Source organism: Bacillus cereus group sp. MG20 (assembly GCF_040459885.1).
Lineage (GTDB): Bacteria > Bacillota > Bacilli > Bacillales > Bacillaceae_G > Bacillus_A > Bacillus_A cereus.
The window spans coordinates 1,349,887-1,362,826 of sequence record NZ_JARVHF010000001.1; the positions used below are offsets into that span (position 1 = coordinate 1,349,887).

The window sequence follows — 12,940 nt, forward strand, 5'->3', positions numbered from 1 at the left end:
TGACAACAGTGTCTAATGCTATTATACTGAAAAGTGGGAGTATAACACAAATGGGGGAACAACAATGAGCGAAATTTTATTTATTAACGGAAAAGTACGTTTTCCAATCACTATTGATCCAACTGTTTGGATCTTTGATGATCGAAAAGTAGATTTGACAACTTACTTTGATGAAACTAGAGAAAACACGTCTGAACTAGAAACTTATTTAAAAAACACTTCAGAACATTGGGATCGTGAAATTCGTGATGGTGCTGCCTTCCCGCCGATACAACAAAGTGTAAAGAAATATAAAAAAGAACAGCTAATTACTGGAACATTTGGTATACCATTTCATCCATTCCTTGCTAACGCTGAAATTTTAGACGACGCTACGCAAGTTGAAATTGAAACTGTAGATCATACAATGACACTTCCATTAGAAACTGTCAAAAATGCTATACTAGGTTTTTCAAAAGAAGGAAAGCCATTAAAAGAAGACGGACCTGTTCATCTCTATTTCAATGATGGATCTAATCGACAAAATCCAATCCGGAACATCCGTAAATTTACAATTATTTAAAGAAAAGGAGTGAGCTTAAGCTCACTCCTTTTTACAATAAATCTGCTGCTAGTTGAGCTAAATTAGATCGCTCCCCTTTAACAAACTTCACATGACCACTAATGCGCTGTTCTTTAAACTTCTCTACAACATACGTTAAGCCATTATTATATTCATCTAAATATGGGTGATCAATTTGCTGAGGATCTCCCATCAATACAATCTTACTCTTTTCCCCTACCCTAGTTAGTATCGTTTTCACTTCATGCTTTGTTAAATTTTGTGCTTCGTCAATGATAATGAACTGATCTGGAATACTTCTCCCGCGTATATAAGTAAGGGCTTCTACTTCAATCGAACCCATTCCAGCTAAAATAGCATCTAACTCTCCTGGCTTTTTCGTATTAAATAAATACTCTAGGTTATCAAAAATTGGTTGCATCCACGGTCTTAACTTTTCTTCTTTTTCTCCTGGTAAATAACCGATATCTTTTCCGACTGGGACAATTGGTCTTGCAACGAGTAATTTTTTATATAACCCTAAGTCTTCTGTTTGCATAAGTCCCGAAGCTAACGCAAGTAACGTTTTTCCTGTGCCGGCTTTCCCCGTTAATGTTACGAGCGGAATATCTTCACGAAGCAACAATTCTAATCCCATAATTTGCTGCACGTTTCGTGGTCGTATCCCCCACACTTGTTCATTGTGAAAAATAAGTTTCTTTACCTTCTTACCTAAGTGATCCACAATGCCAAGCGCAGAACTAGAGCCCCCTAATGCATCTTTCATTACTACAAATTGATTTGGGTAAAAAGGGTGATTCGCAATTTCAGATAGAGGCAATTCACCTTTCTCATAAAAATAATCCAATTGTTCTTTTGATATATATCCTTCTAAAAAGCCAGAATATATATTTTCTACTTCAATTACGCGATCACTTAAATAATCTTCAGCCTTCAAACCAATTGCATCAGCTTTTACCCTTACGAGTACATCTTTACTTACTAAAATAACAGACTTCCCGTCCTCTTTTTCCTGTTCTTCTAAAGATAGATTTTTTGCTACAGCTAAAATTCGATTATCATTTGTTTTTTCTACAAAAATATCTTGTAGTTGCACAAATGAACGATGGTTTAATTCAATACGAAATGTTCCGCCATTTTCTAGCGGGATACTTTCATGCAGCTTTCCTATTTCACGAAATTTATCTATTAACTTAGATACATAACGAGCATTTCGTCCTACTTCATCCATATAACGTTTTTTCGAATCAACCTCTTCTAATACAACTGCTGGAATCACTACTTCATTGGTTTCAAATGAAAAAATAGATAAAGGATCCTGCAAAAGTACATTCGTATCTAACACATAAATTTTATCCAACCTGTTACCCCCTGACTCCACTTTTAAATTTGTAGAACAAGGGTTTCATCCATAAAATATGGACGAACCATTGTTATAATTATATGTACCGTGTAAACGAGGTAGAATCGAAAATCATAGTCATTAAACCTTTTATTTATTCTTTATTCATTTCTATTCAATATATTACTTTTTATTATAATTATTAACGTTAAATCACAATAACCGATTACAAAAGTGAATAAACGAATTTCTTATTTAGCACATTTATAATTCTCTTATTCCTACTAGTACTTCGTTATCCAGCTTTTTGGCCGCCCGAAGATCGTATGTTTTTTCATATGTTGGTTCAATTGCAAGTTTCGCTCCATAAAACATAACATCACGTACTTCTTGCACATTAACTTCTATTACAGTTAATTTCAAAGAAATACCTTCCATTCTATCTGTCAAAATTTCACCTGCACCACTTATAGAAAATACGGATTCATTCGCCATTATAGTCAATACTACACCTGTATTATGCCTTATATTTTCCACAATACGTGAACGTTGATCTACTGCAAATCGAATACTAGTTTTGCTCACTGCATACACCCAAGAAATAGCACTTACGTTAGGAACTTGTTTTTCGAAATCTGTCGTTGCTATCATCACAATACACTCTTTACGCAACGTTTGTACTAAACCCTCTGTTAAAGTAGGCTCTACTACATTCGCCATATTTTCACCTCCAAACATACTTGGTATATCCTTATCATAACTTATTTTTTGAATTGCGAAAATATTATTTTTTCCCACTATTATTCAAAAACATTATACTTCCATGATATACTTATACTGATAGAATTCGTATTGAGGTGACGAAATGAGAGTCAAATGTATGATTTGTGATAAAAAAGATATGTTAGATGATGAAAATCCTATGGCAAAAAAACTGCGTAATCGCCCTATTCATACATATATGTGCATGGAATGTTCGGAACGAATTGCAGAGCGTACAATGGAACGTCATGCAAGTGGTAATTTCCGATTATATCGTGATAAAAAAGTCGAAGACGATTGGTAAAATGTAAATAAGTCCTTACTCATATAGATAAGGACTTATTTATATTTTTCAGGCTCACGATTCATTTGATCCAAGAAACAATCAATAGCTTCTAATGGAAACCTTGCAGATTTCCTTTCCCCTTTCATTTCATATGTAATTAAATACATTTCCTCGTTCTTTTTAACTTCCACATTTTTTAATTTATGTTCTTCATATATCATATTTTGAAATAACAAATACGTTTCTTTTGCAGCACTATCATCCGGACGTGCTTCCGCAACTGTTTTAATTGTTAACCAATTATATAGTGCATCTTGTACTGAACGCATAAAACTTCGCCCCCTCACCCTGCTTTTTGTTGTTTCGCTTGACGCAAACGCAATCTATAAATTCCAAGTACAATTGCCGCTACAACAAGTCCTTCTCCAACAGGTAAAAATACAGCAAAAAAGGTTAATACTGTACATCCAATTGCTAATGATATGTATATTACTATATTTTTTAGTACAGACAACTTTCTAGCAAATCCTAAATTATAGACGAGAGCACTTAATATAATAATCGTCCCATAAAGTAACCACATTCCTAACTCTGGATTTTCATCAACTTTACATAATTTTGCAAAAAAAGACATTCTTTCTAACACTATTTATCCCCCCTTCTCATAAAAAACAAAATTTCTTTATGTACTTAATACAAGAGTAACCTGCGAAAAAAATACTGTCCACTAAAAAGAGTAAATATTCTAAAAAATAAACATAAAAAAACAGCTACCTTAAAGGTAGCTGTTTTATTTTTTATGCTTCTACAGATTTCTTTTTCTTAGCAGCTCTTTCACGTTCGCTCTTATCAAGAATCTTTTTACGTAAACGAATTGATTCTGGAGTTACTTCACAGAACTCGTCATCGTTTAAGTACTCTAATGACTCTTCTAGAGTCATTAAGCGTGGTTTTTTCATTGTTGAAGTTTGATCTTTCGTTGCAGAACGAATGTTAGTTTGTTGTTTCATTTTCACAACGTTAACTGTTAAGTCGTTCTCACGAGTATGTTCTCCTACGATCATACCAGCATATACTTCTGTACCTGGTTCAACGAAGATTACACCACGGTCTTCAACTTGCATAATACCGTATTGTGATGCTTTTCCTGTTTCAAGTGAAACTAGAACACCTTGGCGACGTCCACCCACTTGTCCAGCATGTACTGGTTGGTAGCAATCGAATGTATGGTTTAAAATACCGTAACCACGAGTTAATGTTAGGAATTCTGTTGTGTAACCAATTAAACCACGTGCCGGAACCATGAAAGTAAGGCGAACTTGACCGTTTCCGTTATTCACCATATCTAACATTTCACCTTTACGTGCACCCATTGATTCCATAATAGAACCAGTGTATTCTTCAGGAACATCGATTTGTACGCGCTCTACAGGTTCACATCTTACGCCATCGATATCTTTAATAATTACTTCAGGCTTAGATACTTGTAGTTCATAACCTTCACGACGCATGTTTTCAATTAAGATAGATAAATGCAATTCCCCGCGTCCAGATACGATCCATGCATCAGGAGAATCTGTATTATCTACACGTAAACTTACATCTGTTTCTAATTGTGAACGAAGACGCTCTTCAATTTTACGAGATGTAATAAATTTACCTTCACGACCTGCAAATGGGCTGTTATTTACAAGGAATGTCATTTGTAGCGTTGGCTCATCAATACGTAATAATGGTAAAGCCTCTTCATGCTCAACCGGACATACCGTTTCACCTACGTTGATGTCTTCCATACCTGAAACAGCTACTAAATCTCCAGCTTTTGCTTCTTCAATTTCTTGACGTTTTAATCCAATGTAACCGAATAATTTCGTTACGCGGAATTGTTTTACACTTCCGTCAACTTTCATTAAAGCAACTTGTTGTCCAACCTTCATTGTACCGCGGAATACGCGTCCAACTCCAATACGTCCAACGTAGTCGTTGTAATCAAGAAGTGCTACTTGGAATTGAAGTGGCTCTTCGCTGTTATCAACTGGTGCTGGAATATGTTCGATAATTGTATCGAATAATGATTTCATATTCTCTTCTTGATTTGCCGGATTTGAATCCAAGCTTGCTGTTCCGTTCATTGCTGATGCAAATACAACTGGGAACTCTAATTGATCTTCGTTTGCACCAAGTTCGATGAATAAGTCAACTACTTCATCAACTACTTCATCAGGGCGAGCGAAGTCACGGTCAATTTTGTTTACAACAACGATTGGAGTTAAGTTTTGCTCAAGAGCTTTCTTTAAAACAAATCGTGTTTGTGGCATACAACCTTCATATGCATCAACAACAAGTAGAACACCATCAACCATTTTCATGATACGTTCTACTTCTCCACCGAAGTCAGCGTGACCTGGTGTATCTAAAATGTTAATTCTTTTATCTTCATAGTGAATCGCTGTATTCTTCGCTAAAATTGTAATACCGCGTTCTCTTTCTAGATCATTTGAATCCATTGCGCGTTCTTCAATATGTTCATTCGCACGGAATGTCCCCGCTTGACGTAATAACTGGTCAACAAGTGTTGTTTTACCATGGTCAACGTGGGCAATAATTGCTATATTACGTAAATCTTGTCGTTTTTTCAACATGTCCAACTCCTAATGTCTTTTTAATCCTTCTCTATTATAAGAGCGAAGGGGATACAATAGCAATTAAAATAAAAGCAAGAATGAAAATATAGTTGTATTCTTACTTTTGTGAAAGTAAAATGAGATTGGAGGGTGAAGAAATGGAACACATTCAATATCGCTTTTTATTAACCGCAATTATCGGTGTTATTTTCTTAATCGGTATCGGCATTATGATTGCTGAAAATAGTCCAATCGGTATTATTATTTGCATTATCGGTACATTTGTTGCAGTTGGATACGGTTTTGTAACAAAAAGAAAAATGCGCAAATCACAATAACGCTAAAAAGTAAGAAGCTTATACATAGCCTCTTACTTTTTTTGTGGCTCTGATATAAAAGATAACACTTCTTCATACACTCCTGGTTTTGCAACTAGCACACTGCTCTTCTCTATGATAGAAAGTGGCGCTCCAGAGAATGTCGTTACCTTCCCTCCAACTTCTTCTACAATTATCTGTCCTCCGCCAAAATCCCATGGTGATAATCTCGGCGTTACATATGCATCTATTCTTCCTGTTGCAACGTACACCATCTCTAACGCTGCACAGCCATACGATCTCGTGCCCCTTGCTTTCTTAACAAGTGCCATCATACTTTCCATATTAAGCAATGGATTATCTGTAAGCCATACCGCATTTAAAGCTACAATACCTTGCTCTACAGTTCCTTTTTCCAATGGAGGAATTGATATATCATTACAAAAAGCTCCAGATCCCTTGACTGCATGATATAGTTCATCATGTACTGGATCATAAATAAGTCCAATCTTTCCGATACCGTTCTTATAAATCCCAATTGAAATTGCAAAATTTCTTTTTTGATGAACAAAGTTCATCGTGCCGTCAATTGGATCAATTAACCAAACAACCCCGTCAGAAGACGTTATCTCGTCTCCATAACCTTCTTCTCCTAAAATATTATGATTCGGGAATGTTTCTTTAATTTTCCCAATTAAAAACTGTTCTATCTCTCGGTCCATATTTGTAACTAAGTCAGCTGCATTGGATTTTGTTTCTATAATAAGTGCTTTTTTCATGGATGCCATTAAATGCTCTCCTGCATCCCGAATCCACCGTTTGGCGTGTGCATCGATGTCTTTCCATACTTCTTGCATGTTTAAACACTCCGATCTTTACTGTTCACAGAAAAAACGAACCCTTTATAAGGTTCGCACCAACTAATTTTTTATACATATACTATTATTACGCTTCTAAACGAATCATTTCAAGTCTTAACACTTCTAACTTTTGTACACACTCTTCTTTTTTCTGTTTATCATCTTCCATCATCGCATCATATAAAGTTGCTAATTCATAATCTAGCTCCAAACGTAGCACCGGTATTCTCTTTTCGGCATCTGTTCTCTTTAACGCATTAATCACCTGTCTCATATTATTTGCCTCCTCCCAATATTCGTCTGCCCTCGGACTAGAATTAATTCAATTTTCTGATTTTTTGTTTTATACTATACTATGTTGGATAAATCATCTATGCAACAAAATTATATTTTTTTATTTAAATTTTTTTGTGCTGTTTTTTTTATGAATAGTACAAGCTATGCTAAAATAAAAGCAAAATAGGAGTTGGAGGAACAATCATGACAATACAAACATTCAAGTCAACTGATTTTGATGTCTTTACAGTTGATGGTCTCGAAGAACGAATGAGTGCAATTAAAACGAACATTCATCCTAAGCTAGAAGCTTTAGGGGAACAATTTGCAGAATACTTATCCCAACACACTGATGAGAACTTTTTTTATCATGTTGCAAAACACGCACGTCGCAAAGTCAATCCACCAAACGATACTTGGGTTGCTTTTTCAACAAATAAACGAGGATATAAAATGCTACCGCATTTCCAAATCGGCTTATGGGGTACTCATGCCTTCATATACTTTGGTTTAATCTATGAGTGTCCACAAAAAGTTGAGACGGCTCATGCCTTCTTAGAACATTTAAATGATTTAAAAACAAATATTCCAAATGACTTCGTTTGGTCCATTGACCATACTAAACCAAGTGTGAAATTACATAAAACACTTGAAACCGAAGACTTACAAAAGATGATTGAACGACTAGCTACTGTAAAAAAAGCAGAATTATTAGTTGGTATTCATATATCACCAGAGGAGTTTTCAGCAATGACCAACGAACAATTCCTTGCTAAGATTGAATCTACGATGCAATCACTCCTTCCTTTATATGCACTTTGTAATCGATAGTAGAAAACGGACAATATATATTGTCCGTTTTTAGTTGTTATCACATTATATCACTTCAGTTTTTATTTTTCAAAATATTTTTTACATTTTTACAAGCTTTTGTTCTTCGACTTCCTTTGCTCTTTGAATAGCACGATATATAGAGTATCCACTTACTTCTTGAAACTCTTTATCAATTTTCTTTTCTTCTGCTTTCGATGGAACAATCTCTTTAAAACGACGATATAAACCCATTAATTCTTCTCTTATAATTCCTTTTTCATAAGCTTTCTCAATTGCTTCATAAAACTTCACAATTATAACCATTTCCTCATTTGACCAATCATAATCTAACGGATATTGATATTCCATTTCGCACCTCATTTATCATTTCTTCTTGTTTCATTATGCTATCTTAAAGAGAATGTTTTATTCTTCATTATAGCCACTCTGCATTATACACTATTTATTCATTTTAATGGAATTGTCTTCCTCCATTCATTAGTTGAGGCTAACTATTAAACATACTCACCTTAAAAATATTTTTTTCTATACATCTATAATTATTGGTGATATAATGCTTTTGTTTTATAGAAAATAAAGTGAAGCTACCATCTCAAAACCGATTTTTTGAATGGCAGAAAAACAAGCCTCATTCTAAAAAAAAGGACTTACCTTTTTTAGAGCAGGATTATATAAAACAAATTAAATATTATGAAGAAGAAGGGGTGTATAGATTGTCCCAATACGAAACACCATTGTTTACCGCTTTAGTTGAGCACAGTAAGCGAAATCCAATTCAATTCCATATTCCTGGTCATAAAAAAGGACAAGGCATGGATCCTACATTTCGCGAATTTATTGGGCATAATGCATTAGCAATTGATTTAATTAATATTGCGCCACTCGATGATTTACATCATCCAAAAGGTATGATTAAAGAAGCACAGGATTTAGCAGCCGCTGCATTCGGTGCAGATCATACTTTCTTTTCTATTCAAGGTACAAGTGGCGCTATTATGACAATGGTGATGAGCGTTTGCGGTCCTGGTGACAAAATCCTAGTACCACGAAACGTGCATAAATCAGTAATGTCAGCTATTATTTTCTCAGGTGCAAAACCGATTTTCATGCATCCTGAAATCGATCCGAAACTCGGTATTTCTCATGGAATCACAATTCAATCTGTCAAAAAAGCACTTGAAGAGCACTCAGATGCAAAGGGCTTACTTGTTATTAATCCAACGTACTTTGGATTTGCTGCAGACTTAGAACAGATTGTACAATTAGCACATTCTTATGACATCCCTGTACTAGTCGACGAGGCTCATGGTGTTCATATTCATTTTCACGATGAATTGCCGATGTCAGCGATGCAAGCTGGTGCAGACATGGCAGCAACAAGTGTTCACAAATTAGGAGGCTCTTTAACTCAAAGTTCTATTCTTAATGTGAAAGAAGGCTTGGTGAATGTAAAACATGTCCAATCTATTATTAGCATGCTTACAACTACATCAACTTCTTACATCTTGTTAGCATCACTTGATGTTGCGAGAAAACGTCTTGCTACAGAAGGAACAGCACTCATAGAACAAACAATACAATTAGCTGAACATGTTCGTGATGCTATAAATTCTATTGAGCATCTTTACTGTCCTGGAAAAGAAATGTTAGGTACAGATGCTACCTTTAACTATGATCCTACAAAGATAATTGTATCTGTAAAAGATTTAGGTATTACCGGCCACCAAGCTGAAGTATGGCTTAGAGAGCAATATAACATTGAAGTAGAACTCTCAGATCTATACAACATACTATGTCTTATCACTTTAGGAGACACAGAAAGTGATACAAATACACTTATTGCAGCATTACAAGATTTAGCAGCAACATTTAGAAATAGGGCAGATAAAGGTGTTCAAGTACAAGTAGAGATTCCAGAAATTCCAGTGCTAGCACTTTCTCCTCGAGATGCTTTTTATTCGGAAACAGAAGTCATTCCATTTGAAAATGCAGCGGGTCGTATTATAGCTGATTTTGTTATGGTTTATCCGCCAGGGATTCCAATCTTTACTCCGGGGGAAATTATTACACAAGAAAACTTAGAGTATATTCGTAAAAACTTAGAAGCAGGTTTACCTGTACAAGGTCCTGAAGATATGACATTACAAACATTACGTGTTATTAAAGAGTACAAGCCTATCAGTTGATAGGCTTTTTTTTCACCTTTTTTCCTTTTCTTCATACGATACTAAAGAATGTAACGTATAGGTGGGGATACTATTATGATTGTAATAGGCCGTTCTATTGTACATCCTTATATTACAAATGAATATGAGCCATTTGCAGCAGAGAAACAACAAATTTTATCAATAATGGCAGGAAATCAAGAAGTTTATTCCTTCCGAACAGCTGATGAACTCAGCTTTGATCTCAATTTACGAGTTAATATTATTATCTCTGCACTAGAACTTTTTCAAAGTGGATTTCAGTTTCGCACATTTCAACAATCCTTTTGCAACCCCCAGTATTGGAAAAGAACATCCCTTGGAGGATTCGAGCTTCTTCCAAACATACCACCTTCTATTGCCATACAAGATATTTTCAAAAACGGAAAACTATATGGAACTGAATGCGCAACCGCTATGATCATTATTTTTTATAAAGCTTTATTATCATTGTATGAGGAAGAAACTTTCAATCGTCTATTTGCAAACCTTTTACTTTATACATGGGACTACGATCAAGATCTAAGACTCATAACAAAAAACGGTGGCGATCTTGTTCCAGGTGACCTCGTTTACTTTAAAAATCCACAAGTGAATCCAGCTACGATTGAGTGGCAAGGAGAAAACACAATCTATTTAGGAAATTTCTTTTTTTACGGACATGGCGTAGGTGTAAAAACAAAAGAAGAAATTATTTATTCATTAAATGAACGACGAGTCCCTTACGCTTTTATTTCAGCTTTCTTGACCGATACTATTACCCGTATAGATAGCCGTATAATGAGCCAATACGCTTCTTCTAGTACACCACAGACATCCATAAGCTTTATTCCAATTAGAGATGATGCAATCGTTGCAACAGTTGGCCATACAACTACAATTTATTAAAAAAGCGCCTACACATGTAGGCGCTTTTTCTTATTATTAAGCTTTTGTATGTTCTTTATGGTCACATTCGCAATGAGATCCACATTTCCCGTATAGTACTGTTGATTTTTCATCTTCAAAATGTCCAATTGTTCCTTCACATACTTGGCATACGATTGTTCCCATTTTCATTTCCTCCTGAGTTTTAATAGTAATCTATTTATCTATCATTAAGCTTTCGCATTATCTTTTCTAGCACAGTCACAATTTGTTCCACATTTTCCGTAAAGTACTGTCGTTTTCTCATCTTCAAAATGTCCGATTGTTCCTTCACATACTTGGCATACGATTGTTCCCATTTTTCATTTCCCCCTAAGTTTATGGTCCTAAAAACTTTTAGCTGTCCATTTCCTATCAATTATTGGGCTTTTGTATGCTCTGTGTGATCACATCCGCAAGATCCACATTTCCCGTAAAGTACCGTTACTTTCTCATCTTCGAAGTGTGCAATTGTACCTTCACAATCTTGACATACGATTGTTCCCATTTTTCATTTCCCCCTAAGTTTATAATCCCAAAAACTTTTTTGTAACCGCTTAACTTTCTGTCTTTATTTTAATATGTTATACTTTTTACGTCAATAGGTTTTTAGTATAACACATTAAATATTTTAAATTTTAATTAGTATGCGATATTCAAATAAAAAACAGCCATATTTATAAGTACGACTGTTTCACATTAATTATTCTTCATATTCCGCATGTAAAGAAGTTGACGGAACTAGAAATTTGAAAAACTGAGCTAACTCCTTCGCTTCCTCTTCTGATCCTAATTTAAAAATCTCCTGTATATATTGAACATTCTCTACATCATCTCTTCCGAGTAAAGTAGACCTTCCTGTTTGCATACAAACAATGAGCGGTTTTCCAAAAAACATATTTGTATAAATAACACCAAAATCATAACGTGTATCATGTGTCATAAACCCTAAAAATCGTACCTTCACACTTTCATGCTCATCATACAATTTTTCAAACATTGGTTTCCACCTTTCTACATCACGTTTCATTAATAGTATATTAAACAAAACATGTAATACTCCTTTTAATTGTCAAAAAATTCAGTAGGATGTAGAATGATAGTATTCTACTAAGTTAGGGGGAACTTATATGCAACACGCCTTTATTACGCTTGTACCAAAATCTAAACAACAATCTGTTTCAATAGATGATATAAAACAACTTTTTCATTATTATAAAACAGTTACTTCTAAAACTGGTGCCCAAATTAATTACACGTATACAAATACCGCTTTTCCTTATGAAATTTTAGATACATCTACAACAACATTAAAACTTCAATCCAATCACGACCGGTATGACTCAATTTATATTGGTGTTGGTATAGAAAATGAACAATTTTTCATCCAAGTTTCTTTACCACCTAATGCAACATATGGTGACAAAGGGAAAGCAAATGAATTTTGCCGTTTTTTAGCGAAGAAATTAGAAGGAGAGTTACAATTATTTAATGGAAGAACAATGTATTTTTATAAACGTTAATTTAAAAAATAAATAATACGATTAAAAATAGTATACAATTCGAACATGTAAGAAATAACGCTTGCTTTCTTACGTGTAATACAAAATACGCTATTACATAGGCTAAATACAGGAATACGAAAAAAAGAATAACTTTATAATGAAACTTATCACCATTCGATAATGTTAATACAGTGGAAAAGCCACTCCATAGTAGTAAATGATAAAATATAACATGTAATATTTTCATGGAACCTTCTCCTTTGACATGCTCTATTTTATTAATATATGGGGTTAAGTTTGAATCAATTACATATTATAGGATGATATATATTACCTTTGAAGTAAGTTACGCCTAAATCATTTGTTAAAGTATTATATATTCATTCGACAAGTACGTTTAAAGACCTTGCAAGTCATTTGATGAAAATAAAAATAGCCCCTCTCTTACAATAAGAGAGGGGC

20 protein-coding genes are annotated in these 12,940 nt (G+C 34.5%); 7 read left to right on the top strand and 13 right to left on the bottom strand.

Going from position 1 to position 12,940, the window contains the following annotated elements:
* The first annotated feature begins 64 nt into the window (after positions 1–64).
* Positions 65–562, top strand: a complete 498-nt coding sequence (locus QCI81_RS06710; protein ID WP_053563735.1) for a molybdopterin-binding protein — start codon at positions 65–67, stop codon at positions 560–562.
* A 31-nt stretch (positions 563–593) separates the two neighbouring features.
* Here QCI81_RS06710 and QCI81_RS06715 read toward each other — a convergent pair whose 3' ends face one another.
* Positions 594–1,922: a PhoH family protein gene (locus QCI81_RS06715; protein WP_000358083.1), complete on the bottom strand. Its 1,329-nt coding sequence runs from the start codon at positions 1,920–1,922 to the stop codon at positions 594–596.
* 246 nt (positions 1,923–2,168) lie between these two features.
* Entirely contained in the window at positions 2,169–2,624 is a 456-nt protein-coding gene (locus tag QCI81_RS06720; protein WP_000024600.1) for a pyridoxamine 5'-phosphate oxidase family protein, read from the bottom strand.
* Positions 2,625–2,769: 145 nt separating this feature from the next.
* On the opposite strand from QCI81_RS06720, the gene QCI81_RS06725 reads away from it, so the two are divergent.
* The gene (locus QCI81_RS06725) at positions 2,770–2,970 is read left to right on the top strand and encodes a YlaI family protein (RefSeq protein ID WP_001995040.1); all 201 of its coding nucleotides are present in this window, start codon (positions 2,770–2,772) and stop codon (positions 2,968–2,970) included.
* 35 nt (positions 2,971–3,005) lie between these two features.
* Here the strand turns inward: QCI81_RS06725 and QCI81_RS06730 are convergent, their stop codons facing one another.
* From QCI81_RS06730 to typA, 3 genes are all read right to left on the bottom strand, one after another.
* Complete coding sequence (locus QCI81_RS06730; protein WP_001258141.1) at positions 3,006–3,281, bottom strand: hypothetical protein; 276 nt, start codon at positions 3,279–3,281, stop codon at positions 3,006–3,008.
* 14 nt (positions 3,282–3,295) lie between these two features.
* Positions 3,296–3,598, bottom strand: coding sequence for a YlaH-like family protein (locus QCI81_RS06735; protein WP_000893662.1), 303 nt, complete (start codon positions 3,596–3,598; stop codon positions 3,296–3,298).
* Between the two features lie 151 nt (positions 3,599–3,749).
* Positions 3,750–5,594 (bottom strand): translational GTPase TypA, encoded by a 1,845-nt coding sequence (gene typA / locus QCI81_RS06740; RefSeq protein WP_000914752.1) that lies wholly within the window; start codon positions 5,592–5,594, stop codon positions 3,750–3,752.
* A 140-nt stretch (positions 5,595–5,734) separates the two neighbouring features.
* Here typA and QCI81_RS06745 point away from each other — a divergent pair, with 140 nt between their 5' ends.
* A complete protein-coding gene (locus QCI81_RS06745) occupies positions 5,735–5,914 on the top strand; it encodes a DUF5325 family protein (protein WP_000400123.1) in 180 nt (59 codons plus the stop codon).
* Between the two features lie 32 nt (positions 5,915–5,946).
* On the opposite strand, the gene QCI81_RS06750 is transcribed toward QCI81_RS06745, so the two are convergent.
* A complete protein-coding gene (locus QCI81_RS06750) occupies positions 5,947–6,750 on the bottom strand; it encodes an inositol monophosphatase family protein (RefSeq protein ID WP_001158706.1) in 804 nt (267 codons plus the stop codon).
* A gap of 88 nt (positions 6,751–6,838) precedes the next feature.
* Positions 6,839–7,027 (bottom strand): hypothetical protein, encoded by a 189-nt coding sequence (locus QCI81_RS06755; protein WP_001250164.1) that lies wholly within the window; start codon positions 7,025–7,027, stop codon positions 6,839–6,841.
* A gap of 206 nt (positions 7,028–7,233) precedes the next feature.
* On the opposite strand from QCI81_RS06755, the gene QCI81_RS06760 reads away from it, so the two are divergent.
* Positions 7,234–7,860 carry a YktB family protein gene (locus QCI81_RS06760; protein WP_000155318.1) on the top strand — a complete coding sequence of 209 codons (627 nt, stop codon included), beginning with the start codon at positions 7,234–7,236 and terminating at the stop codon, positions 7,858–7,860.
* Between the two features lie 81 nt (positions 7,861–7,941).
* Here the strand turns inward: QCI81_RS06760 and QCI81_RS06765 are convergent, their stop codons facing one another.
* A complete protein-coding gene (locus QCI81_RS06765; protein ID WP_000456546.1) occupies positions 7,942–8,211 on the bottom strand; it encodes a UPF0223 family protein in 270 nt (89 codons plus the stop codon).
* Positions 8,212–8,576: 365 nt separating this feature from the next.
* On the opposite strand from QCI81_RS06765, the gene speA reads away from it, so the two are divergent.
* A complete protein-coding gene (gene speA, locus QCI81_RS06770; protein ID WP_000084899.1) occupies positions 8,577–10,049 on the top strand; it encodes an arginine decarboxylase in 1,473 nt (490 codons plus the stop codon).
* A gap of 75 nt (positions 10,050–10,124) precedes the next feature.
* Positions 10,125–10,955 (top strand): protein-glutamine gamma-glutamyltransferase, encoded by an 831-nt coding sequence (locus QCI81_RS06775; RefSeq protein ID WP_000635337.1) that lies wholly within the window; start codon positions 10,125–10,127, stop codon positions 10,953–10,955.
* Positions 10,956–10,991: 36 nt separating this feature from the next.
* On the opposite strand, the gene QCI81_RS06780 is transcribed toward QCI81_RS06775, so the two are convergent.
* The 4 genes from QCI81_RS06780 to QCI81_RS06795 all read right to left on the bottom strand — a co-directional run bounded on the left by QCI81_RS06780 (position 10,992) and on the right by QCI81_RS06795 (position 11,973).
* A complete protein-coding gene (locus tag QCI81_RS06780) occupies positions 10,992–11,120 on the bottom strand; it encodes a GapA-binding peptide SR1P (protein WP_000536796.1) in 129 nt (42 codons plus the stop codon).
* A 44-nt stretch (positions 11,121–11,164) separates the two neighbouring features.
* Entirely contained in the window at positions 11,165–11,293 is a 129-nt protein-coding gene (locus QCI81_RS06785; RefSeq protein WP_000536803.1) for a GapA-binding peptide SR1P, read from the bottom strand.
* A gap of 59 nt (positions 11,294–11,352) precedes the next feature.
* The gene (locus QCI81_RS06790) at positions 11,353–11,481 is read right to left on the bottom strand and encodes a GapA-binding peptide SR1P (RefSeq protein ID WP_000536778.1); all 129 of its coding nucleotides are present in this window, start codon (positions 11,479–11,481) and stop codon (positions 11,353–11,355) included.
* Between the two features lie 195 nt (positions 11,482–11,676).
* Complete coding sequence (locus QCI81_RS06795; RefSeq protein WP_000462038.1) at positions 11,677–11,973, bottom strand: DUF3055 domain-containing protein; 297 nt, start codon at positions 11,971–11,973, stop codon at positions 11,677–11,679.
* Between the two features lie 130 nt (positions 11,974–12,103).
* Between QCI81_RS06795 and QCI81_RS06800 the strand changes: the two genes are divergently transcribed.
* On the top strand, positions 12,104–12,496 hold the full coding sequence (locus QCI81_RS06800) for a DUF1885 family protein (protein ID WP_023522926.1): 393 nt from the start codon (positions 12,104–12,106) through the stop codon (positions 12,494–12,496).
* A 1-nt stretch (position 12,497) separates the two neighbouring features.
* Here the strand turns inward: QCI81_RS06800 and QCI81_RS06805 are convergent, their stop codons facing one another.
* Positions 12,498–12,725 (bottom strand): hypothetical protein, encoded by a 228-nt coding sequence (locus tag QCI81_RS06805; RefSeq protein ID WP_000697470.1) that lies wholly within the window; start codon positions 12,723–12,725, stop codon positions 12,498–12,500.
* Positions 12,726–12,940: the final 215 nt, after the last annotated feature.